At 53.9% G+C, this 23513-nt stretch carries 22 protein-coding genes; 14 read left to right on the top strand and 8 right to left on the bottom strand.

What is annotated here, in order from left to right:
• The first annotated feature begins 1 nt into the window (after window position 1).
• Entirely contained in the window at window positions 2-916 is a 915-nt protein-coding gene (locus B9Z32_RS00725; RefSeq protein WP_108419508.1) for a phosphoribosylaminoimidazolesuccinocarboxamide synthase, read from the top strand.
• 38 nt (window positions 917-954) lie between these two features.
• Here B9Z32_RS00725 and trxA read toward each other — a convergent pair whose 3' ends face one another.
• The gene (gene trxA / locus B9Z32_RS00720; protein ID WP_108419507.1) at window positions 955-1911 is read right to left on the bottom strand and encodes a thioredoxin; all 957 of its coding nucleotides are present in this window, start codon (window positions 1909-1911) and stop codon (window positions 955-957) included.
• A gap of 94 nt (window positions 1912-2005) precedes the next feature.
• On the opposite strand from trxA, the gene purE reads away from it, so the two are divergent.
• The 3 genes from purE to B9Z32_RS00705 are packed head-to-tail and all read left to right on the top strand — an operon-like array spanning window position 2006 to window position 4704.
• A complete protein-coding gene (gene purE, locus B9Z32_RS00715) occupies window positions 2006-2524 on the top strand; it encodes a 5-(carboxyamino)imidazole ribonucleotide mutase (protein WP_108419506.1) in 519 nt (172 codons plus the stop codon).
• The gene (locus B9Z32_RS00710) at window positions 2521-3678 is read left to right on the top strand and encodes a 5-(carboxyamino)imidazole ribonucleotide synthase (protein ID WP_255416590.1); all 1158 of its coding nucleotides are present in this window, start codon (window positions 2521-2523) and stop codon (window positions 3676-3678) included. The genes purE and B9Z32_RS00710 overlap by 4 nt, the downstream gene beginning before the upstream one ends.
• A gap of 33 nt (window positions 3679-3711) precedes the next feature.
• Entirely contained in the window at window positions 3712-4704 is a 993-nt protein-coding gene (locus B9Z32_RS00705; protein ID WP_108419505.1) for an L-threonylcarbamoyladenylate synthase, read from the top strand.
• Window positions 4705-4749: 45 nt separating this feature from the next.
• On the opposite strand, the gene B9Z32_RS00700 is transcribed toward B9Z32_RS00705, so the two are convergent.
• The 3 genes from B9Z32_RS00700 to dacB form a co-directional block, all read right to left on the bottom strand.
• Complete coding sequence (locus B9Z32_RS00700; protein ID WP_108419504.1) at window positions 4750-5433, bottom strand: OmpW family protein; 684 nt, start codon at window positions 5431-5433, stop codon at window positions 4750-4752.
• 21 nt (window positions 5434-5454) lie between these two features.
• On the bottom strand, window positions 5455-6660 hold the full coding sequence (locus B9Z32_RS00695) for an SGNH/GDSL hydrolase family protein (RefSeq protein ID WP_108420891.1): 1206 nt from the start codon (window positions 6658-6660) through the stop codon (window positions 5455-5457).
• A 136-nt stretch (window positions 6661-6796) separates the two neighbouring features.
• Complete coding sequence (gene dacB / locus B9Z32_RS00690; protein WP_108419503.1) at window positions 6797-8308, bottom strand: D-alanyl-D-alanine carboxypeptidase/D-alanyl-D-alanine-endopeptidase; 1512 nt, start codon at window positions 8306-8308, stop codon at window positions 6797-6799.
• 38 nt (window positions 8309-8346) lie between these two features.
• Here dacB and B9Z32_RS00685 point away from each other — a divergent pair, with 38 nt between their 5' ends.
• From B9Z32_RS00685 to B9Z32_RS00670, 4 genes are read left to right on the top strand one after another with little or no spacing between them, the layout of a single operon-like run.
• Window positions 8347-9309 carry a DMT family transporter gene (locus B9Z32_RS00685; RefSeq protein WP_108419502.1) on the top strand — a complete coding sequence of 321 codons (963 nt, stop codon included), beginning with the start codon at window positions 8347-8349 and terminating at the stop codon, window positions 9307-9309.
• 4 nt (window positions 9310-9313) lie between these two features.
• A complete protein-coding gene (gene tsaB, locus B9Z32_RS00680) occupies window positions 9314-10138 on the top strand; it encodes a tRNA (adenosine(37)-N6)-threonylcarbamoyltransferase complex dimerization subunit type 1 TsaB (RefSeq protein WP_199219918.1) in 825 nt (274 codons plus the stop codon).
• The gene (gene rimI, locus B9Z32_RS00675; protein WP_369909216.1) at window positions 10135-10632 is read left to right on the top strand and encodes a ribosomal protein S18-alanine N-acetyltransferase; all 498 of its coding nucleotides are present in this window, start codon (window positions 10135-10137) and stop codon (window positions 10630-10632) included. The genes tsaB and rimI overlap by 4 nt, the downstream gene beginning before the upstream one ends.
• A 3-nt stretch (window positions 10633-10635) precedes the next feature.
• The gene (locus B9Z32_RS00670) at window positions 10636-11430 is read left to right on the top strand and encodes a uracil-DNA glycosylase (protein WP_233248007.1); all 795 of its coding nucleotides are present in this window, start codon (window positions 10636-10638) and stop codon (window positions 11428-11430) included.
• Here B9Z32_RS00670 and B9Z32_RS00665 read toward each other — a convergent pair.
• Window positions 11427-12341 (bottom strand): DMT family transporter, encoded by a 915-nt coding sequence (locus B9Z32_RS00665; RefSeq protein WP_108419501.1) that lies wholly within the window; start codon window positions 12339-12341, stop codon window positions 11427-11429. The genes B9Z32_RS00670 and B9Z32_RS00665 overlap by 4 nt on opposite strands.
• A gap of 76 nt (window positions 12342-12417) precedes the next feature.
• On the opposite strand from B9Z32_RS00665, the gene pyrF reads away from it, so the two are divergent.
• Window positions 12418-13260: an orotidine-5'-phosphate decarboxylase gene (gene pyrF / locus B9Z32_RS00660; protein ID WP_108419500.1), complete on the top strand. Its 843-nt coding sequence runs from the start codon at window positions 12418-12420 to the stop codon at window positions 13258-13260.
• A gap of 1 nt (window position 13261) precedes the next feature.
• Here the strand turns inward: pyrF and uvrA are convergent, their stop codons facing one another.
• A complete protein-coding gene (gene uvrA / locus B9Z32_RS00655; RefSeq protein ID WP_108420887.1) occupies window positions 13262-16192 on the bottom strand; it encodes an excinuclease ABC subunit UvrA in 2931 nt (976 codons plus the stop codon).
• A gap of 256 nt (window positions 16193-16448) precedes the next feature.
• Window positions 16449-16757 (bottom strand): high-potential iron-sulfur protein, encoded by a 309-nt coding sequence (locus tag B9Z32_RS00650; protein WP_369909213.1) that lies wholly within the window; start codon window positions 16755-16757, stop codon window positions 16449-16451.
• A 308-nt stretch (window positions 16758-17065) separates the two neighbouring features.
• On the opposite strand from B9Z32_RS00650, the gene B9Z32_RS00645 reads away from it, so the two are divergent.
• Window positions 17066-18241, top strand: coding sequence for an MFS transporter (locus B9Z32_RS00645; protein ID WP_108420885.1), 1176 nt, complete (start codon window positions 17066-17068; stop codon window positions 18239-18241).
• Between the two features lie 48 nt (window positions 18242-18289).
• Window positions 18290-18781, top strand: coding sequence for a single-stranded DNA-binding protein (gene ssb / locus B9Z32_RS00640; protein ID WP_108419499.1), 492 nt, complete (start codon window positions 18290-18292; stop codon window positions 18779-18781).
• A gap of 104 nt (window positions 18782-18885) precedes the next feature.
• On the opposite strand, the gene B9Z32_RS00635 is transcribed toward ssb, so the two are convergent.
• Entirely contained in the window at window positions 18886-19803 is a 918-nt protein-coding gene (locus B9Z32_RS00635) for a LysR family transcriptional regulator (protein ID WP_108419498.1), read from the bottom strand.
• Between the two features lie 97 nt (window positions 19804-19900).
• On the opposite strand from B9Z32_RS00635, the gene B9Z32_RS00630 reads away from it, so the two are divergent.
• From B9Z32_RS00630 to tcuA, 3 genes are all read left to right on the top strand, one after another.
• Window positions 19901-20860: a tripartite tricarboxylate transporter substrate binding protein gene (locus tag B9Z32_RS00630; RefSeq protein ID WP_108419497.1), complete on the top strand. Its 960-nt coding sequence runs from the start codon at window positions 19901-19903 to the stop codon at window positions 20858-20860.
• A gap of 1 nt (window position 20861) precedes the next feature.
• Window positions 20862-21950 (top strand): 4-oxalomesaconate tautomerase, encoded by a 1089-nt coding sequence (locus tag B9Z32_RS00625; RefSeq protein WP_108419496.1) that lies wholly within the window; start codon window positions 20862-20864, stop codon window positions 21948-21950.
• A 70-nt stretch (window positions 21951-22020) separates the two neighbouring features.
• Window positions 22021-23511, top strand: a complete 1491-nt coding sequence (gene tcuA / locus B9Z32_RS00620; RefSeq protein ID WP_108419495.1) for an FAD-dependent tricarballylate dehydrogenase TcuA — start codon at window positions 22021-22023, stop codon at window positions 23509-23511.
• Window positions 23512-23513: the final 2 nt, after the last annotated feature.

Below are 23513 nucleotides of genomic sequence, written 5' to 3'. Positions count from 1 at the left end.
TATGACGACAGTTTCTGCATTGCACACTTCCGCTTTAACTTCGCTCACCTTGCTCGCCCGTGGCAAGGTGCGCGACAACTATGCGGTGGGCACCGATCGCATTTTGATGGTGGCCTCCGACCGGATCAGTGCATTTGACGTCATCATGGGCGAACCCATTCCTGGCAAAGGTGTGTTGCTCACGCAAATGGCTTTGTATTGGTTCGACAAGTTGGGCCCCAAGGGTTTGAACTTGTGCCCCATCCACCTCACAGGCGATGCCCCTGAGAGTGTGGTCAGTGAAGAAGAAGTACCCCAAGTGAAGGGCCGCTCTATGCTGGTCAAGCGCTTGAAGCCAATCCCTGTCGAAGCCGTGGTACGCGGTTACTTGGCAGGCAGTGGTTGGAAAGAATACCAAGAAGGCCAACAAGTGTGTGGCGTGAAGTTGCCAGCGGGCTTGAAGAACGCCAGCAAACTGCCAGAGCCCATATACACGCCAGCCGCCAAAGCCGCAGTGGGTGATCACGACGAAAACATCACGTTTGAAAAAACAGTCGAAATGATTGGCCTCGATTTGGCCACGCGCATCAAAGACATCAGCATTGCCATCTACCAAGCGGCCAGCCACATTGCTGCTCAAAAGGGCATCATCATTGCCGATACCAAATTTGAATTTGGCCTCGATGCCGATGGCACCTTGGTCTTGATGGACGAGGTGCTCACGCCTGATTCTTCGCGCTATTGGCCTGCTGAAAGCTATGCCGAAGGCATCAATCCACCCAGCTACGACAAGCAGTTTTTGCGAGATTGGCTAGAGAGCACGCTGGTCAATGGCAAGCCTTGGGACAAAACCCCACCCGCTCCTCGTTTACCCCGTGAAGTGATTGAAAAGACCTCGGCAAAATACGCAGAGGCGCTGCAGCGATTGACTCGCTAATTCGCTGGCGCCCCTATGCTGGAATAGGCTTTAGAGGGTCAATTCAGCATCATGCTGAGTTTGCGGCGGTAGCTCGACACCATGGCCGCTTGCGGATCTTCTTGCACTGCGCTTTTGCCCATGAGTTCAATACCGCCCGCAGATTTGCCAGTGTGATCGGTGCCACCTTTGGGTGCAACGGGGGTCATCAGCTCCAACAAGCCCACCATGGTTTTGCGCGGCGCTTCGTCGTTCCATTTTTTGTCGCGCATGATGATTTCTAACAGCTCGTCCATGGCGCCAGTCCAATCGTCGCTGGCCAACAGCACACGGGCTTTGGCATAGCGGGCTTCAAAATCACGCTTGTTGGCGGCAATGAGGGCATCAAACTTTTCAAGCGGCCATTGGCCCATGGGGTCGGTGGTGACAAATGCCAAAGCTTCTAGCCACTGATTCAAGGCCTCAAAGCGCAGCTTCAGAGGGATTTGCGAGAGGCAGGGTTTGAGCACGGTGCTCGCATTGTCGAGTTGGCCCATGCTGATCAGCAGCTTGACCAACTCAAAGCGGGCGTCGTCGTTTGCGGGGTTGGCTTGGAGGGCCTCAAGCAATTTGGTTTGAGCGGTTTCTAAGTCACCCGATTCCATCAAGGCTTCGGCTTCTTGCACTTCGGCCTCGGCCAACACTTCGTTTTCGCCAGGGACGTGTTTGTCTAGGAATTCGCGCAATTTGCCTTCGGGCACGGCACCCATGAAACCATCCACGGGCTTGCCGTTTTTGAGCAGCACGCAGGTGGGGATGCTTTTGATGCCAAAGGCGGCAGCCAATTGCTGTTCTTGGTCAGAGTCAATTTTGACCAATTTGAAGCGGCCCTGGTAGGCAACTTCTACCTTCTCTAAGAGGGGACCCAAGGTTTTGCAGGGGCCGCACCAAGGCGCCCAAAAGTCGACCAGCACAGGGGTGGTCATGGAGGCATCAATGACCTCAGCTTCAAAAGTTTCTATGGTGACATCAATCATATTTACCAGACCTATGGCCTAAACCTTAAAATTCAAGGATTCAACCGAAATTCAGTTGAGACAATTTTTCTTTAACGCTTCATTTAAGCCAAACATGCCAAACACAGCATCCAAAGCCAAAACCCGCATTGGCGTGGTCATGGGATCCAGTTCTGACTGGGACACGATGCAACACGCAGTACAGATTCTCCAACAGTTTGGCATCGATCATGAGGCCAAAGTGGTATCTGCCCACAGAATGCCCGACGAAATGTTCACTTATGCCGAAACAGCTTTGGAGCGTGGCTTGTTGGCCATCATTGCGGGCGCTGGCGGTGCTGCGCACTTACCCGGTATGTTAGCGGCTAAAACTGTAGTGCCTGTGTTGGGCGTGCCAGTGGCCAGCAAGCATTTACAAGGCGTCGACTCGCTGCACAGCATTGTGCAAATGCCCAAAGGCATTCCCGTGGCCACATTTGCCATTGGCGCCGCCGGCGCTGCCAACGCCGCTTTGTTTGCCGTGGCCATGCTGGCACAGCACGATGCAGTTTTGCAAGCCAAGTTGGAAAAATTCAGACAAGATCAAACGGCTGCAGCACAAGCCATGAGCTTGCCGCCAGTGGGTGGCGCGTGAGCGGCGCTGAACCGCTCACCTTGGGTGTGATGGGTGGCGGCCAGTTGGGCCGGATGTTTGTGCATGCAGCGCAAAGCATGGGATATTTCACGGCAGTGCTCGATCCCGATGCCAACAGCCCTGCAGGTTTGGTAAGTCATCGCCACATTCAAACGGCTTATACCGATCCTGAAGGCTTGAAACAATTGGCGGCATGCAGTGCAGCCATCACCACCGAATTTGAAAACGTTCCCGCGCCTGCGCTGCGCGAATTGGCCAAACAGAGGCCTGTTGCACCTGGCGCTGAGGCTGTTGCTATTGCGCAAGACCGGCTGGCAGAAAAAGCGCACTTTGGTCAATGTGGTGTCGCTTGTGCACCCTACGCGGCCATTGAATCTGCCGATCAATTGGAAGCCGCTTCGTTGCAAAACTTGCTGCCCGGCATTTTAAAAACTGCGCGCATGGGCTATGACGGCAAAGGGCAAGTGCGCGTTAAAGATGTTCAGGCTTTGCGCCAGGCATGGCAAGACTTGAAGCAAGTGCCTTGCGTACTTGAAAAGATGTTGCCTCTTGCGCTCGAGTGCTCCGTCATTGTGGCGCGCGGGCGCGATGGACAGATGGTGAATTTTCCGGTGCAACGAAATTTGCACCGCGATGGTATCTTGGCCGTTACCGAAGTTTATGAAGGCCACTTGCCTGACGCATTGCAGACGCAAGCGATTGCTGCGGCGCGCGCCATCGCCAATGGCTTGAATTACGTTGGTGTTTTGTGCGTAGAATTTTTTGTGCTGCAAGATGGCAGCATGGTGGTCAATGAAATGGCGCCACGCCCGCACAACAGCGGCCACTACACGCTTGATGCGTGTGATCAATCGCAATTTGATTTGCAAGTGCGCACCTTGGCCGGTTTGCCCTTAACGCAGCCTCGCCAACACAGCGCGGCCATCATGCTCAATTTGCTGGGCGATGTGTGGTTTGATGGCCAGAGCAAAATGCGCACACCCGATTGGGCTGCTGTGCTGGCATTGCCTGGCACCCATTTGCATCTGTATGGCAAAACACAAGCGCGCAAAGCTCGCAAAATGGGGCACCTCAATGTAACAGGGGCCTCCATTTCAGAGGTGCGCCAAGTGGCCCTGAAGGCCGCAGCCATTTTGGGCATCGAGGCTTTTTAAGTTGCGCACAGACTGCAGCTGAGTTACCGAACCATGATCATTTCTGGCGCTCTTCCCTTGAATGTGCAACAAGCTGTTGATGCTTTGTGTGCAGGCGAGCTTGTAGGTTTGCCTACAGAAACAGTGTATGGCTTGGCAGCCGATGCCAGCAATGCAAGTGCCGTGGCCAAAATTTTCAAAGCCAAAGGCCGGCCATCTAATCATCCTTTGATCGTTCATGTGGCATCGGCCGATGCAGTCAAAAAATTTGCCAGTGACGTGCCCGTGTTTGCGCAAGCTTTGATGGCGCATTTTTGGCCCGGCCCACTCACACTCATCTTGCCTCGACATGAACACATGGCGACTGCAGCAGCAGGCGGACAAAATTCTGTGGGTTTGCGCTGCCCCTCGCACCCTTTGGCGCATCAAGTGCTGAAGGCTTGCGCAGACAAAGGGGTGTGGGGTGTGGCCGCGCCCAGTGCCAATTTGTTTGGCCGTGTGAGCCCCACCTCTGCCGCCCATGTGCAATCAGAATTTGGCGATGCGCTCTTGATTTTGGATGGTGGTGAATGCGAGGTGGGCATTGAGTCCACCATTGTCGATTGCACCCGGGGCGTGCCCGTGTTGCTGCGCCCCGGCCACATCGGCAGAGCGCAAATTGAGCAGGCCTGCGGCTTGAAACTGGTAAGCCCAGAATCGTTAGAAGCAGAAGCTCCGCGCGCCTCTGGTACCTTGGCATCGCATTACGCACCGGCTGCCAAAGTGCGGCTGATGAGCCCCCTCGATTGGCAAAAGGCATTAGAAGCTTTGGGCCCACACACGCAAAACCTGGGTTTGTGGTCGGTACAGAAACCTTCACCAGACCTGATGGGTGGCGGCTTGTTTTGGCGCGCCATGCCAGGCAATGCAAAGCAAGCTGCACACGATGTGTTTGGCGTGCTTCGCGACTTTGACGCACGCGGCGTGCGCACCATTTGGATTGAAACGCCCCCCAATACGCCCGATTGGGAAGGCGTGCGAGATCGCCTTCAAAGAGCGGCTGCTTGAGCCAAAAAAAAGCACCTCGAAAGGTGCTTTTTGGGGAGGTCAGTTTTAGAAACGCATGCCCACACCCAAGCTAATGCCAATGGGGTTGAGTTCAATGTCCAAGGTTTGGCCTGTCGACAAAGTGTTGCGTGTTTTCAAGGGCGTTTTGCTAATGGCACCATCAACAAACCAACGCTCATCTATTTTGTAAGAACCGCCAAATTGGAAGGTGGGTGCAAATTTAGATTGAATCGAGAGCGTGGTGGGGTTCTTGGGGGTGCCACCTGTGAGGCCAGACAAGGTAGCCGTTGAGTGCTCGCTGTCAAACTTGGCATAAGTGACGCCAAGACCCAAAAATGGGCGAAACAAGGCACCAGCTTCACCAAAACGATACTGCACCATGACGGTGGCGGGAATGGCTTTGGTGTCACCAATTTTGCCCACACCGGCAATGCTGCCAGCACCATACAGGTTGTGCTTGAACGGCAAGGCCACGGGCAGATCGATGGCCACACTGTTGCTCAACATGTAAGTGACGCCGCCCGCAAGTTGCGTGCTGTTGCCAACGCTGGTTTCAGCCCCAGGCAAAGACGGTGCAGAAAGCGTGCCGCTGGTAACTTGCGGTGCCAGTTGCACGATGCCACCGCGAATCAGCCAGCTTCCTTGCGATTGGGCTTGTGCTGAAGTGCTAAGGGCAAGTGAGGTCAGTGCAGTGATCGCTGAAAGCGCAAAGCAGAATTTAGATTTCATGGTGTTTCTCCTTTGCGTAAATTACAGCCAGCCCGCTGTGGACAATGACTTTGCAACCAATTGGCTCAGCAACTGGTAGCCCAAGGGGGTGGGGTGGAAGCCGTCAGAGAAGGCATAGGTTTGCCACCAGTTGGTGCCGCCCGTTGCGCCAGGAGGCGGTGTCATGGCGGAAAGCGCAGCCGCAGTACAAGTTTGGAAGTTGTAGGTTGGCAGTCCACCTGATAGGACCGGTTGTCCTTGGGCGTCGCGCACGATTGGACAGGCTGGCGTGGTGACGTTGGTCAAACCATATTGCGCAGGGTTGGCAATTTGATCGTTGAAGGCTGTGTAGAAGTCAACCAAAAGAATGCGCTTGTCGCCAGCAACTTTGGTTGCTAATCTTGAGTTGAAAGCTTCGACCCAAGATACAAACAAGGCTTCAGATTGAGCTCGCACGGCTGCCCCCGCCGTACCGCCACCACTGGCTGCCGCCACACCAGCCAGAGCCATTTGGAAGCGAGGGGTTTTGGTAATGCCTGGCATGTTCAGCACGGCGATTTTCTCAGCGCCTTTGTCTAAAGCTGTTCTTTTGATGCTGTCATAAAACATGTCGGCCAAGGCCACCATGTACAGGCCGCCAGCTTGTGCCAAACCAGTTTGACCGCCTGCTAACAAGGGGTTTAGTGTGGCCGGGGGGAGCAAAGTCCCTGTCATGCGAGCAAAACTAACGCCGCTATCGGTGCCGGCTGCCAAAAAGGCACCCACTAAATCGGCCGCGTCATTGCCACCGCCATCCACGAGCAACAAGTCGGAGCTTTTGTAATTGCCGGCAGCGCTGGCTGTTTGCAATTGAAAGGTGATGGACAGCGGTGAGTTACCTGCGCCTGAAGCTGGGTCGAAGTTGTTGATGCGGCCACCGCCCACAGCAAAATTGGTGCAACCCGTTACAGAATTAGGAACGAAAGTGGTGCCTGTGAATCTGAAAAAACTGCACAGTTGAGGTGTGCCCAGCAAGGCTGCAATGCGTTCAGTCCATACTGTGTTGGGTTCGCTGGCACTGTCTTGCACTGAGAACATGCGGCCAAAACCAGGAATACCTTTGAACGTGCCGCTGTCGGACAGGCTATCGCCCATCACTTTGACCGATGTGATTCCGGCGCGCTGGCTGGTTGAATCGGCACCACCACCACCACAACCCGCCACAATTGCAGCAGTAGCGGTGGCCAGTAGTGCAAGTTTCCACTTCATGGATTTCATCTTTCACCTCTTTGTATGAATTGTTTTAATTTGCTTAAAAGACGCACTGAAAAAGAACGCTCGTTCTTTTGTGTTTCATCTTAAGCAGGCCCAAGCGAGGCGGTGATGGGGTAACTACCAATCTGGGCTAAGACTTTTTCTCATCCTTGACGGTCCATTCAAGCAAGCGGTCGAAGGCCAGACGAGCGGCATTGGCATTGGGATGATTCACGATGACCACAAAGACATAGCGCTTGCCGCTCAAGCCATCGACGTAGCCTGCCAAAGAAGCCACATCACGCAGGCTGCCAGACTTGAGAAGCGCTCGCCCAATGGCAACCGAGTTGGGTTGCCGGTCTTTCAAACGGACCACAGTGCCATCCACGCCTGCAATGGCCAAAGAGTTTTGCAAGGCGGTTGCGTAAGGGCTTTGTGCTGCCAAATGCAGCAAGGCGCTGAGAGCTTGAGCATTGCTGCGCTCATCGCGCGATAGGCCAGAGCCGTTGTCTAAAACCGGCAGGCTATGGCCTTTTAAGTTTTGCGACCACCATTTCAAAACGGTCTGCTTTGACGCCGCAAAGTTGCCCCTGTCTTGCTGGCTGGAGAGCGTTAGAAAAAGTTGTTGCGCCATCACGTTGTTGGAAAACTTATTGATATCTGCCACGATATCGGTCAAGGGCAGCGACTGTGCTTCGTGCCACAACGAAGCGTTTGCAGGCGCACTGCCATGCCGAACCTGGCCCTTGAGCAGTCCACCCGCTTGACGCCACATGGCCTGCACCATTCGAGGTGCAAAGCTTTGCGGTTCGATGTAAGCCACGGGCCACTTTTGCTCTCCGCATGCTTTGGGGTAGGCGCCATTGAAGCGCACGCTGTCGGCTTGAGAGAAGTCGGCGCGAAGTTGGGTGCGCCAATCTTGGCACGGACCCGCTGACAATGGCACGCTGCTTGGCAATTGCACATTGGCCAACGGCGGCTCACTCTCCACTTTGGCCTCGTTGCGTGTGGCATCGGGGGTGAACTTGAACAGCATGGCATTGAAGTTCAACAACAGACCTTGCGGCGCGACGTTGTAAGGTCGAAGCGGTTCATCGTCAAAGCTGGCCGGATTTTTGGCAGGCAGATCAAACACACTGCTGTCCAAAATGATGTCGCCTTTTACGTCGCGAATGCCTTTGGCCATCACATCTTGAAGCAGTGCTTGAAGCCGTTCGACAACCAATTTGGGATCGCCACTTCCCTTCAAAAACAAATTGCCCTGCAACACGCCGTCTTTGACGGGGCCATCAATGAACACTTTGTTGCGCCAAGTGAAATCGGGCCCTAAAAGCGAGAGCCCCGCAGAAGTCGTGATGAGTTTCATGACGGAGGCAGGGTTCATCTCTGCGTTGGCATGAAGACTCAAGCGGGGCTTGGGCAGGGCGGCGTTGGGAGACACATTGCTCAGCGGAGCCACCACAATGCTGACGGCACTCAACGGAATTTGGGCTTGCTTGAAGGCCTGAGCAACAGGCTCTGGCAGTTGTGATCTCTCAGCTTGCGCAGCTTGGGGTTTGTTTGCTAGGGCCAAGTTGGGGCATGCCAAAAATAAGGCCATAACCAGGATCAAAACCAGTGCCAAAACCGTTTGAAGAAAAGCCTGAAAGCAGAGTGTGCGCATGCCTGAAGTCTAGCCGCCCTTGCACGTATCATTGGGACATGGCATTTTCTCAACGCAGCATCGGCCCTTTGGCGGCCGTGATCACTGTTCTCATTTGGTCTTCTTTCATCGTCGTGGCGCGGGCCTCGGCATCTCACGTGCTCTTGCCTTTGGACATTGCGTGTGCCCGAATTTTGGGCGCCAGCAGTGTCTTGCTGCCTTGGACATGGTGGCTCATGCGGGAAGCCCGACAGCGCGGCGAAAAAGTGGGTTCTTTGTGGGGCCTGTCGCCATTGCCTTTGCGCATCACGGTGCAGGCGGGCTTGTTTGGGGGATTGTTGTATGCCGTGATGGCCTACATTGGATTTTTTTATGCGCCTGCGGGCCACGCCTCTGTGCTCTTGCCAGGCAGTTTGCCGCTTTGGACCACTTTGCTGATGTGGCTTTTTTTGCGCGAGCAAATTGGCATGAACCGCAGCATTGGTTTGCTCATGATTGTGTGTGGCGATATTTTGGTGGGCGGCATGAGTCTGCTCCAAGCCTTTGATGGTGGTGATGTTTGGATTGGTGACCTTTTGTTCATGGCGGCGGCTTTGTGTTGGTCGGCCTACAGCGTCATGGTGCGTCGATATGGTTTGGATCCGGTGCGGGCAACCATGGCCATCACGGCATTTGCTTTCGTGAGCTTTGTGCCCGCTTATGCCTTGTTGGTTTATCTGAATGTGCTGCCCAGCCACATGGCACAAGCGGCGTGGTCTGAAATTGTGTTTCAAGCGGCCTTTCAGGGCGTGGGCTCGGTGGTCATTTCAGGCATTACCTTCACGCAAATGATTCGCACTTTTGGCCCCGTCAAGTCCACCATGATCACAGCGCTGGTGCCTGGCTTGTCGGCATTGGGCGCAGTGGTATTTTTGGGTGAACCTTTGTCCTGGAATTTGTGGGTGGGTTTGGCATTGGTCACAAGCGGTATATTGTTTGGTGTGCGCCAAGCCGTGGCCAAATCCTCATTTCCCAAACCTTGAAGCCATGACCTCAGCTTTGAAATTTTTAGCCTTTGACACCAGCACCGACATGATGTCGGTGGCCTTGTCGAATGGCCATCAAACTTGGCACCACCATGGCGTGGGAGGCTCCAATGCCTCGGCACAATTGATTCCCAGTATTCACCAGTTGCTCGCGCAAGCGCAGATGCAATTGTCTGATTTGACAGCCTTGGTGGTGGGTCAAGGACCGGGCTCTTTCACTGGGTTGAGAACGACCTGTGCGGTGGCTCAAGGTCTGGCTTTGGGCGCAAACTTGAAAGTCATTCCCGTAGACAGTCTGAAGGCTGTAGCGGAAGATGCCAGACAGGCGCTTCTTGATGCGCAAGACACTGAGCCTTTCAACCCATTAGAAGATGTGCACATCGCTTCGGTGATGGACGCTAGGATGAGTGAGGTTTACTTGGGTGTTTACAGGTGGCAGGCGGCTTCCGCACTTTGGACCTGTGTACAGCCTTTGCAGGTTGGCGCGCCCGAAGCGATGGCTGCGCAGTTGTGCCAATTGAGCCAATTGAGCTTGCCTCGGTTGGTCGTGGCCGGCAATGGTTTCGAGGTTTACAAAGAACGCTTTTCGCTGCAAGAGTTAGAGTTAAACAGTGTTTACTTGCGCTGTGTGGCTGCCGTGCCGCATGCGCTGGCCTTGCTGCGCATGGCGCCGGCCTTGTGGTTGAGTGAGCAAGCTGTGGCGCCAGAATGGGTTCAGCCTCTTTACATTCGCGACAAAGTGGCGCAAACCACGGCTGAGCGCGACGCCATCAAACTGGCCAAAGCCAGTGCATCGACTATTTCAACCAGCCTCCCGCCAACATGAACCTGTGGCCGCCAGAGCTCAAACAAATGTTGACGCCTGCGCTCAAGGTGGAACTGCTCACCATGACGGAGGCCGATTTACCAGCGGTGGTGGCCGTGGAGCAAACCGCTTACAGCCATCCCTGGACATGGGGCAATTTCAAAGACGCCTTGAAGGCCGGTTATGTGGCGCATCGCTTGGTGGCCGAGGATCAGTTGATCGGCTACTTTGTGGCCATGCAGGTCATTGACGAAGTTCACTTGCTCAACATTACCGTCGCCCCCGCATTTCAGCGGCAAGGCTGGGCACGTTGTTTGATGCAATCACTGAGCTTGTGGTCTCAAGCCCAAGGCGCAAAATTTTTGTGGCTTGAAGTGCGAGAAAGCAATGCACCCGCTTTGAGTTTGTACAAAAGTTTTGGCTTCCAGCAAGTTGGCGTGAGAAAAGATTACTATCCTGCTGGGCGAACCACTCGCGAGTCTGCGGTGGTGATGAGCATGCCTCTCAAAACTTAAGCCATGATGGAAGAACCCACTGTTGCAATGAACGAAAACGCCACGCGTTTTGAGCTTGACGAACGCCAACGCGCCATGCTGGCGGAAATGGGTGTGCGTGTTTGGATGCCCAAAACAGCGCCAGCCGTGCCTCAAGTTGCGAAGGAAGTGGCTGCCAGCCCTCAAAAAGACATCAGTATGGCGCCGCCATTGTTGTCTGTGCCCATTGTGGATGTGTCCAATTTGCCAGCTGGCATTGCCAGCATGGATTGGCCCCAATTGCAGTCGGCGGTTAGCGCCTGCACAAGCTGCGGCTTGAGCCAGTCTCGCCAGCAAGCAATTTTGGGCGATGGCTTGGCTTCAGCCAATTGGATGATTGTGGGCGATGCGCCAGGCGAAGAAGAAGATCAAAATGGGCGAAGTTTTGCCGGGCCCGCAGGCCAATTGCTTGACAACATGTTGAAGGCCTTGAGCCTCACACGCGATGACGTTTACCTCACCCATGCATTGAAGTGCCGAACCCCATCGGGTCGCAATGCGAGTCAACTGGAAGTGTCGCATTGCGCCAATTATTTGTCGCGGCAAGTGGCACTGGTTCAGCCCAAAGTGATCTTGGCCATGGGCAGAACAGCCGCCTTGGCTTTGTTGCAAAGTGCAGAGCCCTTGGGCAAATTGCGCTCGCAAGTGCAAAGCTTTCAGGGTGTGCCGGTGGTGGTCACTTATCCGCCAGCCTACTTGCTTCGCAATCAAGCTGACAAGGCCAAAGCTTGGGCCGATTTGTGCATGGCAGCCAGCTTGGTGTCGTCAAGCAGCTCTTAAGCCTTTTTGGCGTCTTCAGTTTGGGCAAGACCGGCAGTTTGTGATGGCCACAACACGCTGGCAATCGATACAACCATGAGAGCCATTGCTGCCCAGTCTTGCCAATGAAGTATTTCATTCAGGGCCCATGCGCCGCTGAACACGCCCAAAATGGGAATCATCATGACACTCAATGTGGAAGCCACTGGCGGCAAGCCACGGGCCAAATAAAACCAAGCGGCATGCGCAAAGCCAAACACCAAGAAGGCATTGAAGAGAATGGCGGCCCAGTGTGTGGGGCTTGGCTCTTGCCACCTGTCGGATTCAAAAACAAATGCCAAGACCATCATTACCAGGGTGGTCATGGCGGTCATCCAAAAAGACAAGGTGAGGGTTGGCAATGGAATGGTGGTTCGGCGCATCAGTTGGGTGCCCAAAGCCCAAGTGCTGGCAGAGATCAAGGCCAACAACACACCCACAGGTTTGCCAGAGAGATTGGACAACTCATGCCAAAGCAACAGCAGAACCCCCAGGGCTGCTGCAAACACCCCACCCCATGCGCGCTTGGAGAGTTGGTTTTGAAAAATGAAGGCGCCAATCAGGGCTGAGAAGATGGGCATGGTGTAGCCCAAAATGGCCGATCTGCCGCTGGACAAATACTGCACGGCCAAAATGATTAAGGCATGCCAAATGAACATGTTGAAGATGGCCAAAACCAACAACTCACGCCAGTATTGCCGCGGAACTCGAAATGGAACCTTCATGGCCAAAAGGCCCAAGCCCAAGATGGGTGTGCCTATCAGTAAGCAAAGCATGCGAAAGGTCAGAGGCGGAAAACCCGTGACACCCAGCTTCAAAACAGGCCAGTTGAGGCCCCAAACCAAGGTCAGAAGCACCAAGAGAACCCATTGGCGTGTGGTGAGTGAATGCATGAGGTCGATCTTAGTGCGAAATGCCGCAAGAGGCTGTGAGTTTGAGTCCTGCGCTTTGAGCCTTTAAAATCACAACATGACCTTCTTAGAACAACTGCAAAGTGCAGAGCGCCAAAACGGCTCTCTGTTGTGTGTGGGCCTCGATCCTGAACCCAGCAAATTTCCCGCGAGCCTGAAGGGCGACGCCAGCAAGATCTATGATTTTTGTGCGCAGATTGTCGATGCCACAGCCGACCTGGCCATTTCCTTCAAGCCCCAAATTGCTTACTTTGCAGCGCATCGCGCCGAAGACCAATTGGAAAAACTCATGGAGCACATGCGCCGCAATGCGCCCCATGTGCCCACCATTTTGGACGCCAAGCGGGGCGACATTGGCTCCACCGCCGAGCAATATGCCAAAGAGGCCTTTGAGCGCTATGGTGCAGACGCCGTTACCTTGTCGCCCTTCATGGGGTTTGATTCAGTGCAGCCCTATTTGAAATACCACGGCAAAGGCGCGTTTTTGTTGTGCCGCACATCCAATCCCGGTGGTGACGACTTGCAGAATCAGCGCTTGGCTTCTGTAGAAGGCCAGCCTTTGTTGTACGAGCATGTGGCCAAGTTGGCGCAAGGCCCTTGGAATTTAAATGGTCAGTTGGGTTTGGTGGTGGGTGCCACTTATCCTGCAGAAATTGAACGTGTGCGCAGTTTGGCGCCTACCTTGCCCTTGCTCATTCCAGGTGTGGGTGCGCAAGGTGGCGATGCAGTGGCCACCATCAAAGCGGGTTATCGCCAAAGCCATGGCGCCACCACGGGTGCCGTGATTGTCAATTCATCACGCGCCATTTTGTATGCCTCATCGGGCGATGACTTTGCGCGAGCCGCGCGAAAAGAAGCCATTCGCACACGCGATGTCTTGAAGGCTGCGGCCTCAAGCTGAGTTATTTTTCTAACAGCCGTTTCAAATAACGGCCAGTGAAACTATTGGGATTTTCAGCCAAGGTTTCGGGTGTGCCCACGCCTACTACAGTGCCACCACCCGAGCCGCCTTCTGGCCCCATGTCAATCAACCAGTCGGCGGTTTTGATCACATCCAAGTTGTGCTCAATGACCACAATGGTGTTGCCCGCATCGCGCAGTTGGTGCAACACTTTGAGCAGCAGTGCAATGTCGGCAAAGTGCAAGCCGGTGGTGGGTTCGTCCAGAATGTACAAGGTGCGGCCTGTATCGCGCTTGGATAATTCCAAGGCCAACTTCACGCGTTGTGCTTCACCGCCAGACAAAGTGGTGGCCGCCTGCCCCAAACGGATGTAGCTCAAGCCTACATCGAGCAGCGTTTGCAATTTGCGCGCTATGGCGGGCACAGCATTGAAAAATTCGTGGGCCGCCTCAACGGTCATGTCGAGCACTTGGGCAATGTTTTTGCCCTTGTACAAAATTTCCAATGTTTCGCGGTTGTAACGTTGTCCGTGGCACACATCGCAAGGCACATACACATCGGGTAAGAAGTGCATTTCCACTTTCACCATGCCGTCGCCTTGGCAAGCTTCACAACGCCCTCCACCATTTGAAGCATTGACATTGAAGCTGAAGCGGCCAGGGCCATAACCACGCTCACGAGCAGCGGGCACTTCGGTCATGAGGTCGCGAATGTGCGTGAACAAGCCCGTGTAAGTGGCGGGGTTGCTGCGCGGTGTGCGGCCAATGGGCGACTGATCGACGTTGATCACTTTGTCGAAGTGGTAGAGCCCCAAAATATCTTCGTGGGCGGCAGGCTCGTCGTGCGCGCGATGAATGCTGCGCGCCGCAGCGGTGTACAAAGTTTCGTTCACCAAGGTGGATTTGCCTGAACCCGAAACACCCGTCACGCAGGTGAGCAGGCCCACAGGAAATGCGGCCCGCACATTTTTCAAGTTGTGACCTGTGGCGCCCACAATTTCAATAAAGTCTTTGCCAGGTGCATGGCGCTTGGCAGGCACTTCGATGGCTTTGCGACCCGACAAATATTGGCCTGTCAAAGAACTGGGTGCTTGCAAAATGTCTTCGCAAGTGCCTTGTGCCATCACGCGGCCTCCATGCACGCCGGCACCTGGGCCCATGTCGATCACATGGTCGGCAACGCGAATCATGTCTTCGTCGTGCTCCACCACCAACACGCTGTTGCCAATGTCGCGCAAATGTTTGAGCGTGCCTATCAGGCGATCGTTGTCGCGTTGGTGCAAACCGATACTGGGTTCGTCCAAGACATACATCACACCCGTGAGACCTGAGCCAATTTGGCTGGCCAAGCGAATGCGCTGTGCTTCGCCGCCCGACAAGGTGTCTGCGCTGCGATCGAGGCTTAAATAGTTCAAGCCCACATCGTTCAAAAACTTCAAGCGAGAGCCAATCTCGCGCACCACTTTGTCGGCAATTTCGGCCTTCGCGCCATGCAGTTTCAAGCTTTGAAAGTAGCTTTGGGCTTCACCCAAAGTGACATGATTGACTTCATAAATAGCGCGCGCTTGTGGGCCCTCACCTACCCGCACATGGCGTGCCTCGCGCCGCAAACGCGTGCCCTTGCAATCGGAGCAAGCATGGTGACTGCGCATGCGTGCAAGGTCCTCGCGCACCACGCTAGAGTCGGTTTCTTTGTAGCGCCGTGTGAGGTTGGGAATGATCCCTTCAAAGGGGTGTTTTTTGGAAACCTTTTTGCCCTTTGAAGCACCAGACTCCATGATGTAACTGAACTTGATGTCTTCTTCGCCTGAGCCCCATAAAATACTTTGGCGTACGGCTTCTGGCAGTGATTCAAAAGGCGCTTCCACATCAAACGCGTAATGCTTGGCCAAGCTTTCGAGCATGCTGAAATAAAAACCATTGCGACGATCCCAGCCCTTGATGGCGCCACTGGCCAAACTCAAAGAAGGAAAAGCCACCACGCGGTCGATGTCAAACACCTCAGTGGTGCCCAAGCCATCGCACGTGGTGCACGCTCCCATAGGTGAGTTGAAAGAGAACAGTCGCGGTTCAAGCTCTGCAATTGAGTAATGGCACACGGGACACGCAAATTTGGCGTTGAACATGTGCTCATGGCCCGAGTCCATTTCAACGGCCACAGCGCGTTGTTCGGCCAAGCGCAAAGCAGCTTCGAAACTTTCGGCAATACGCTGGCGTAGTGCATCGCGCGCAGGGGCCTCGGCTTCATGGCGAATTTTGAGACGGTCGACCACCACATCGATGTTGTGCTTTTCTGTTTTCTTGAGGGTGGGCAAATCTTCCACTTCAAAGGTTTCACCATTGATGCGAAAGCGCACATACCCGAGCGCCTGCATTTGTTCAAAGACTTTTTCAAACTCGCCCTTGCGTTCGCGTGCAATGGGCGCCACGATCATGAGGCGCGTGTCTTCTGGCAAATCTAAAACAGCATCGACCATTTGGCTCACGGTTTGCGCTTGCAGTGCCAGGTTGTGGTCCGGGCAGTAAGGGGTGCCTGCGCGTGCAAACAACAAGCGCAGATAGTCGTGAATTTCTGTCACGGTACCCACGGTAGAGCGGGGGTTGTGGCTGGTGGCTTTTTGCTCAATGGAGATGGCGGGCGACAGGCCCTCAATCAAATCGACATCGGGCTTGTCCATCAACTGCAAAAACTGGCGTGCATAGGCCGACAAGCTTTCAACATAGCGGCGCTGACCTTCGGCGTACAAAGTGTCGAAGGCCAAACTCGATTTGCCGGAACCGCTCAAGCCGGTGATCACCACCAGTTGGTTGCGCGGAATGTCGAGGTCGATGTTTTTGAGGTTGTGCGTGCGGGCCCCGCGAACGCTGATGTGCGTTTGGCGAAGCGCGCTGGCCAAGTAGGCGCCATCCTTGGCGTCTTGGGTGTTTGGCATACCGGCTTCTAAGCGCGCAGCTTGAAGAGCAGCCTCCAGCAGACGAACTTTTTCCCTGGCCGTTTCCAGTTCAGTGAGACTTGCGGGGGCGTTGGGAGCGTTCAAAATCGAGGTGCCAGACAAAACCCTCGATTATCGCTAAAGAAGGGCCCTCTGTCTGCTGCCCTGGTTCAACAGAACCACTGAGAGGGTGGTTGAAATGAAAAAAAGCCAGCGAGTGCTGGCTTTTAGAGGGGTGCTTTGAAAAAGCCTGAACTTAGGCTTTCTTGGCCCAAGCTGAGCACCAGCCATTACCGTGGACTTGCTTGCCAGCAAACAAGGGGCAACCGCCAGCAGGATCGGTGGCCTTGGCTTGGTACAAAGCGCAGTTGTTGCATTTTTGTGAGGCGGCGTGCTTGGGGAATTTTTTCGCGTCAACTTTGGTGGTGTCGGCGGCATAACCCAATGCAGCAGCCTGCGGGTCTTTTTCGTTCACCATGGCTTGGGCCATGGCTTGTTGTGCAGCCAAGGCTGTACCACCCAATGCCACTTGCATCATGAAAACGCGGCGGTTAGTTTGTTTCATAAAATCTCCAAAGAAGTTGCTAAAAATCTGAACGGACGAATATTAACGTTAAAAATGAAAGTCTGTTGGCGGCTTTGGGCTTATCAGCCCTAGAAGTTGGGTAGAAAGGCTGAAGGCGGCTGAACGATTTCTGGTAGCCAGTATGAGAAAGCCGCCTTCAGCCTTTCTGCCCAACCCCACCGGAGAAAATAGGCGTTTGAGATACCTTACTGAATCAGGGACAATAGATCCCTATTCCTATGAACGCATCACCCAACCCCAGCCCTATTTCGCCTTCTGAGCCCCCAGAGGCCTTAAATGCCTCGCTCATGACATCCTTGGAAAAGCGTTCCAGCATCTCTCTTGCGGCCATTTATGGCTTGCGCATGTTGGGTTTGTTCTTGGTGTTGCCCGTATTTGCTTTGGAGGCTGCAAATTACCCTGGGGGCGACGATCCTGCCCTTGTGGGCTTGGCCATGGGAATTTACGGCCTCACTCAAGGCGCACTGCAGTTAGCGTTTGGCGCCGCTTCCGACAAGCTGGGGCGCAAAAAAGTGATTGTGTTTGGCTTGCTGATTCTGGCGGTGGGCAGCTTTTGGGCAGCCGCCGCAGACAGTCTGTATGGCGTGCTCATAGGGCGAGCTTTGCAGGGGGCGGGCGCCGTCTCTGCGGTTGTCACCGCTTTGTTGGCCGATCAAACCCGTGACCTGGTTAGAACCAAGGCCATGGCCTTGGTGGGGGCCAGCATTGGCCTGATGTTTGCGTTGTCCTTGATTTTGGCCCCTGCCCTCAATGCCATTGCGGGTTTGCCGGGCTTGTTCGTGCTCACAGGCATTCTGGCTTTCGGCGGTGTGGCCGTGGTGCTTTGGGGCGTGCCCCCCGAGCCGACCCAGAAAACAGCGGTGCCCAAAGGCAGTTTGAAGGAAGTTCTGACGCACATCCCTTCTCTGCGCAACAACTTGGGCGTGTTTGTGCTGCATGGCGTCCTTTTGGCCATGTGGGTGGCTGTGCCGCAAATGATGGTGGATGCTGGCTTGCCCAAAGAGCACCATTGGTGGATCTATCTGCCAGCCGTGTTGTTTGGGTTTTTGGTCATGGGCAAAACGCTCTTTCCGCTTGAAAGAAAAGGCTATCTGCGCGCCGTATTCCTAGGCTCTGCAATTGTCATTGCGCTGGTCTTGTTCAGCTTGGCCTTGGTGGCTGGTGGAACGCCCAACTTGTGGTGCATTGCCGCAATCTTGTGTGTTTTCTTTTCTGCTTCCAACATCTTGGAAGCCTGTCAGCCAAGTATTGCTTCCCGCGCTGCGCCTCCGCATGCGCGTGGCATGGCCATGGGTTTTTACAATACCTTGCAGTCGCTGGGCTTCTTTGTGGGCGGTGCGGTGGGCGGCGCCCTCATGAAATCAGGGGGTGCGCAGGTTTTATTTGGGGTTTGTGGCCTGGCTACGCTGGTCTGGCTTTTGGTTGCATGGTTCATGGAACCCATTGAAGCACCCACCCGCTAACAAGCATAATTGCAGCTGTTCATCGCAAGAGATTTCAAGGAAACAAACATGGCATCCGTCAACAAAGTCATTCTGATCGGCAACTGCGGCCGTGACCCCGAAATTCGCTACCTGCCCTCCGGTCAGGCCGTGGCCAATATCAGCATTGCCACCACCAGCCGCCGCAAAGACCGCACGTCTGGCGAAACTGTCGAGGACACGCAGTGGCACCGCGTTACTTTTTACGACCGTTTGGCCGAAATTGCTGGCGAGTATGTCAAAAAAGGTCGCCCCATTTACATTGAAGGCCGTCTGAAATACGGCAAATACACCGACCAGGCCGGCGTTGAGAAAAACACGGTCGACATCATTGCCACCGAAATGCAATTGTTGGGTGGCCGTGAAGGCATGGGCGGCCCCAGTGGCGGAGATGAAGAGGGTGGTGCACCAGCACGCCGCCCCGCTGCAGCGCCTCGCCCCGCGGCCAGTGCGCCTGCCGGCAAACCCGCCGCCAAGCCTGCAAGTGGTTTTGACGACATGGACGACGACATTCCGTTTTAAGTATAAGAACTCATTGCAAGGCTTCTTTGGGTGGCAAAACTGTCAAGTACTCTGCCCCATGGGCTGGATGTTGCGCAAGTTGGGCGTGCCTGATTCAGCGCCAGTCAAAGCGATTTTGTGAATTTGCGCTTTGTCAGCGCGCCAAACAAATATTCGTGAAACATGGCTGCAGCCGGCCTAAGTGTTGTGCCTTGCTTGCTTAACAAGCCGAGGCTGCGTGAGATGCTTGGATTTTTAAGGGGCAAGCCAACCACCACAGGGTGATTGACAGGCAACGCAGTTCGGGGAACTGCGGCGATGCCCAATCCTGCTTCCACCATGCCTAATAGTGTGCCGATATGGCTCACCTCAAATGCATAGTTGGGTATCAAACCAAGTTTGCTCATCACATCGTCTAACAATTGACGATTGCCACTGCTTCGCGCAACAGAGATGAGTCTTTCATTTTCAATTTGAGACCACTTCACACTTTTGAGATGCGCCAGAGGGTGATCGCGCCTGACTGCGATGACAAATGGATCGTCGTGAATACCTTGAAAACTGATTTCAGGCATAAGGTTGTTCATAAAGCCAATGCCAAAATCAGACTCACCCGTTAGCACACTCTGCATGGTTTGATTCATAGATTCATCAATGACGCGAATTCGAATAGAGGGGTATTTGGCAGAAAAACTGCTGATCACCTTTGGCAAAAAATACACAGCAGCAGAGGGCACGCAGGCCACAGTCACCCGGCCACTTCGTGTGGCTGCAATGTCAGATATACCCAGAATGGCGGACTCCAAATCATCAATGGTGGAGCGGGCTCTTTCTAGAAAAATTCGGCCGATGCTGGTCAATTCAACTTCACGCGTTGTCCGGTTGAAAAGCCGAGTTCCAATGATGGATTCCAGTTTTTCAATGCGCCGACTCAGGGCGGGCGGTGACAAGTGGATGTGCTCAGCCGCTGCTCTGAAACTTCCGCGTTCAGCGATTGCAATAAAAGCCTGAAGTTGTTGTAAATCGAAATTAATGTGTCTCATGCAACAATCATATTAAAAATTGCACTTCATTAAAATATAAATTTCCGTCAATATTCGCCACCTTTTCAAATCAAAACGGAATATTGGAAGAACTGAAATGAAATTCAACGGAAAAACCATTGTTGCGCTAACCTTGTTGCTGACCAGTGTTTGGTGCAGTGCCCAAACTGAAAAACCATTGACCATTGTGGTCCCTACAGCTGCTGGCGGTGGTAATGACGCCATGGCGCGTACGATTGGACAAAAACTTGGCGTCTTGCTCAATCGAACCGTGATTGTTGAGAACAAGGCAGGCGCGAATGGTTCATTGGCTTCAGAATTTGTCGCCAAGGCAGCACCAGACGGCAACACGCTGATGTTTGGCTACATCGCCACACATGCCATGAACCCTGCCCTGCAAAAGTTGCGTTACGACCCCGTGAAGGACTTTGAGCCCGTTGGTTTGGTTGGTTACTCACCGACCTTGATGGTCGTTAACCCCAGCGTCAAGGTCAAAGATGTGAAAGACCTGGTTCGATTGCTGAAAGAAAAACCAGATGAGTTCAGTTTTGCTTCAGCTGGCAACGGCACCGCACCGCACTTTGCCGCTGAATTGTTCAAAATGTCCACGCAAACTTCAATGCTTCACGTGCCTTACAAAGGATCTGCGCCAGCCATCAATGACACCATTGGTGGTCAAACTCAGATCATGTTTCCCAGTTTGTTCACCGGCACCCCCTTTGTGAAGACCAATCGTTTGCAAGCCCTGGCTATTGCGGGAACCAAGCGCTCGCCCTTGTTGCCAGATGTACCAACTTTGAAGGAAGTGGGCATTGCAGGTGTCGAGGTGGAGCAGTGGTACGCTATTTTTGCCCCAGCAAAAACTTCCAAAGAAACGGTTGCCAAACTCAACCAAGCCTTGAACAAAGTGTTGGAAGACAAAGAAATTATCAAACGCATTGAGGGACATGGCGCTGATGTTGAAACCAGCACGCCTGAACAACTTGGAGAAATGGTTCGCAAAGATTTGGTAAAGTGGCGCCAAGTGGTGCAACGCGCCAAACTCCAAGCCGACTGAAATGCAATCTGTCAATCAAAAAATCCCTTGCGTTTTGATGCGCGCGGGTACTTCGCGGGGGCCATTTTTTCTCAAAGAATGGTTGCCTGCCGATCCAAAGTTACGTGACTTGGCGTTGATTGGGGCCATCGGTGCATCAGACCCACTCCAATTAGATGGACTGGGCGGAAATAGCACCTTAAATAGCAAGGTCGCCATAGTCTCTCGCTCGTCTTTGCCCGATTGTGATTTAGATTATTTGTTCGCCCAAGTTGGCGTCGGTCAAGCCACAGTCGATATCAGGCCCAATTGCGGCAACATGTTGTCTGGCGTGGCGCCATTTGCTATTGAGCAGGGTTTGATTGAGGCCAGGCAGGGTACAACCACTGTGCGAATTCACAATGTCAATACGGGCTCCAAAATTGAGGCCACAGTTCAAACTCCGAATGGCAAAGTCACCTACGAAGGCTCAGCGCGCATCGATGGTGTGGTCGGTACAGCCGCGCCAGTATTGCTTAATTTTTTAGATGCTTGGGGTGCTGTCACGGGACAGTTGTTCCCAACAGGGCATCGCATAGAAAAAATCGATGGCATAGAGGTCACTTGCATCGATGCAGCCATGCCCTTGATGATTGTGCGTGCCAAGGACATGGGTGTCTCAGGTTGCGAAAGTCCTGCTGAATTAGACGCCAACAAGGCGCTTTTGACTCAATTAGAAGCAATGCGCTTGCAGGCGGGTCTGCGAATGGGCTTGGGCGATGTTTCTGCAAGCGTGGTGCCCAAACCAGTCTTGGTCAGCTCAAGCGATGACGCTGCCTGTATCGTCTCCAGGTATTTCACACCGCACCGTTGCCATTCCTCTCATGCCGTAACCGGTGCAATTGGTGTGGGTACTGCTTTTGCTTTGCCAGGAACGGTTGCTTCTGGCAACACGCGAGCTGCTGGACGTCACTTAATGTCTGTGGTGCACCCACAAGGGAAGATTGAGTTGGACGTTGAGTTGGTTGGCGAAGGAATGAATGCCGTAGTTCAAAAGGCGGCTTTGGTTCGCACCGTACGCAAAATAATGCAAGGCGAGTTATATTTGCCCGACTATTTATTTCAGGCCTAATTAATTTTGGCCAGCTTCATGGAAGCGGCTAACCATTTGGCGTGCAGGTCGTGAACAGGAATTCCCAAAAATGACGGTTGATGTATTGGTAATTGGCGGCGGCAATGCTGCATTGTGTGCGGCCCTCATGGCCCACGAAGCAGGAGCCAGCGTCATGGTGTTGGAATCTGCACCTCGGGAATGGCGTGGCGGCAACTCCATTCACACGCGCAATTTGAGGTGCATGCACGATGCACCTCAAGACGTATTGGTCGAGGCCTATCCTGAAGAAGAGTTTTGGCAAGACTTGTTGAAGGTCACCGGCGGTCTGACCAACGAACACCTGGCGCGCTTGGCCATCAGGCACTCCCATCACTGCAGGCCTTGGATGTTCAAGCACGGCGTCCGATTTCAGCCTTCTTTGTCTGGCGCGCTTCACACGGCGCGTACAAATGCCTTCTTCATGGGCGGCGGCAAAGCCCTCATCAACGCCTACTACCGAAGTGCTGAAAAACTGGGCATTCAAATTCAGTACAACGCTGAGGTGAATGAAATTGAACTAGACAACGGTGTTTTCAAAGCGGCTGTTGTGAAGCACAAATCTGCCACAGGCGAACTCATTCGCACTGAGCGCATTACCGCCAAAACATGTGTCATGGCGGCGGGTGGGTTTGAATCTAATTTGGGCTGGTTGCGTGAAGCTTGGGGTCAAAATGAACAGGGTGAATTTCCAGCTGACAACTTTTTAATTCGCGGCACCAAGTTCAATCAAGGCACCTTGCTCAAGTACTTGTTGGACGCTGGCGCCGATCAGATCAGCGATCCCACGCAAGCGCACATGGTGGCCATTGACGCGCGCGCGCCGCTCTACGACGGCGGTATTTGCACACGCATCGATTGCGTTACTTTGGGCGTCGTGGTGAATAAAAATGCAGAGCGTTTTTACGATGAAGGCGAAGACTTTTGGCCCAAGCGTTACGCCATTTGGGGCCGACTGGTTGCGCAGCAGCCAGGTCAAATTGGTTACTCCATTTCGGACGCCAAAGCCGTTGGCCGTTTCATGCCGCCCGTCTTTGAAGGCACGGTGGCCCAAACGCTGCCAGAGCTTGCCCAAAAGATTGGCCTCAATGTCGAGACCTTCATGGCCACCATGAATGCCTACAACCAAGCCTGTGTGCCAGGCAAGTTTGACCATACCGTTTTAGACAATTGCCACACCGAGGGCGTGAGCCCTGCCAAAACACACTGGGCCTTGCCGCTAGACACGGCGCCTTTTTATGCTTACGCCGTCAAGCCCGGTGTCACTTTCACCTATCTGGGTTTGAAAACAGACGACACCACGGCAGTGCGTTTTCAAGATCAACCAAGCCCCAATTTGTTTGTGGCTGGCGAGATGATGGCGGGCAACGTTTTGGGCAAAGGCTACACCGCTGGCGTTGGCATGACCATTGGCACCGCATTTGGCCGAATTGCGGGCCAGCAAGCAGCCCGTGCTGCATTGGGCATCTCTGAGTCTGAGCCGCTTTTGGCGCAGCAAGTGATGCAGGGCACCGCAGACAGAGATACGCGCGTGAGCGCTTAAAC

The sequence above is a fragment of the Limnohabitans sp. MMS-10A-178 genome (genome assembly GCF_003063375.1).
Taxonomy (GTDB): Bacteria; Pseudomonadota; Gammaproteobacteria; order Burkholderiales; family Burkholderiaceae_C; genus Limnohabitans_A.
The sequence above is the reverse complement of the archived record's forward strand: the minus strand, read 5'-3'. Positions and strand labels throughout refer to the sequence as shown.

Excerpts from the sequence above, each read along its gene's own strand:
- B9Z32_RS00700 (WP_108419504.1), bottom strand. The coding sequence starts at position 5,433 with ATGAAATCTAAATTCTGCTTTGCGCTTTCAGCGATCACTGCACTGACC.
- B9Z32_RS00725 (WP_108419508.1), top strand. The coding sequence starts at position 2 with ATGACGACAGTTTCTGCATTGCACACTTCCGCTTTAACTTCGCTCACC.
- tsaB (WP_199219918.1), top strand. The coding sequence starts at position 9,314 with ATGACCTCAGCTTTGAAATTTTTAGCCTTTGACACCAGCACCGACATG.
- B9Z32_RS00685 (WP_108419502.1), top strand. The coding sequence starts at position 8,347 with ATGGCATTTTCTCAACGCAGCATCGGCCCTTTGGCGGCCGTGATCACT.
- B9Z32_RS00695 (WP_108420891.1), bottom strand. The coding sequence starts at position 6,660 with ATGAAGTGGAAACTTGCACTACTGGCCACCGCTACTGCTGCAATTGTG.
- trxA (WP_108419507.1), bottom strand. The coding sequence starts at position 1,911 with ATGATTGATGTCACCATAGAAACTTTTGAAGCTGAGGTCATTGATGCC.
- B9Z32_RS00670 (WP_233248007.1), top strand. The coding sequence starts at position 10,636 with ATGATGGAAGAACCCACTGTTGCAATGAACGAAAACGCCACGCGTTTT.
- B9Z32_RS00625 (WP_108419496.1), top strand. The coding sequence starts at position 20,862 with ATGCAATCTGTCAATCAAAAAATCCCTTGCGTTTTGATGCGCGCGGGT.
- B9Z32_RS00635 (WP_108419498.1), bottom strand. The coding sequence starts at position 19,803 with ATGAGACACATTAATTTCGATTTACAACAACTTCAGGCTTTTATTGCA.
- uvrA (WP_108420887.1), bottom strand. The coding sequence starts at position 16,192 with ATGCCAAACACCCAAGACGCCAAGGATGGCGCCTACTTGGCCAGCGCG.
- B9Z32_RS00630 (WP_108419497.1), top strand. The coding sequence starts at position 19,901 with ATGAAATTCAACGGAAAAACCATTGTTGCGCTAACCTTGTTGCTGACC.
- ssb (WP_108419499.1), top strand. The coding sequence starts at position 18,290 with ATGGCATCCGTCAACAAAGTCATTCTGATCGGCAACTGCGGCCGTGAC.
- pyrF (WP_108419500.1), top strand. The coding sequence starts at position 12,418 with ATGACCTTCTTAGAACAACTGCAAAGTGCAGAGCGCCAAAACGGCTCT.
- B9Z32_RS00650 (WP_369909213.1), bottom strand. The coding sequence starts at position 16,757 with ATGAAACAAACTAACCGCCGCGTTTTCATGATGCAAGTGGCATTGGGT.
- tcuA (WP_108419495.1), top strand. The coding sequence starts at position 22,021 with ATGACGGTTGATGTATTGGTAATTGGCGGCGGCAATGCTGCATTGTGT.
- dacB (WP_108419503.1), bottom strand. The coding sequence starts at position 8,308 with ATGCGCACACTCTGCTTTCAGGCTTTTCTTCAAACGGTTTTGGCACTG.
- B9Z32_RS00645 (WP_108420885.1), top strand. The coding sequence starts at position 17,066 with ATGACATCCTTGGAAAAGCGTTCCAGCATCTCTCTTGCGGCCATTTAT.
- B9Z32_RS00705 (WP_108419505.1), top strand. The coding sequence starts at position 3,712 with ATGATCATTTCTGGCGCTCTTCCCTTGAATGTGCAACAAGCTGTTGAT.
- rimI (WP_369909216.1), top strand. The coding sequence starts at position 10,135 with ATGAACCTGTGGCCGCCAGAGCTCAAACAAATGTTGACGCCTGCGCTC.
- purE (WP_108419506.1), top strand. The coding sequence starts at position 2,006 with ATGCCAAACACAGCATCCAAAGCCAAAACCCGCATTGGCGTGGTCATG.
- B9Z32_RS00665 (WP_108419501.1), bottom strand. The coding sequence starts at position 12,341 with ATGCATTCACTCACCACACGCCAATGGGTTCTCTTGGTGCTTCTGACC.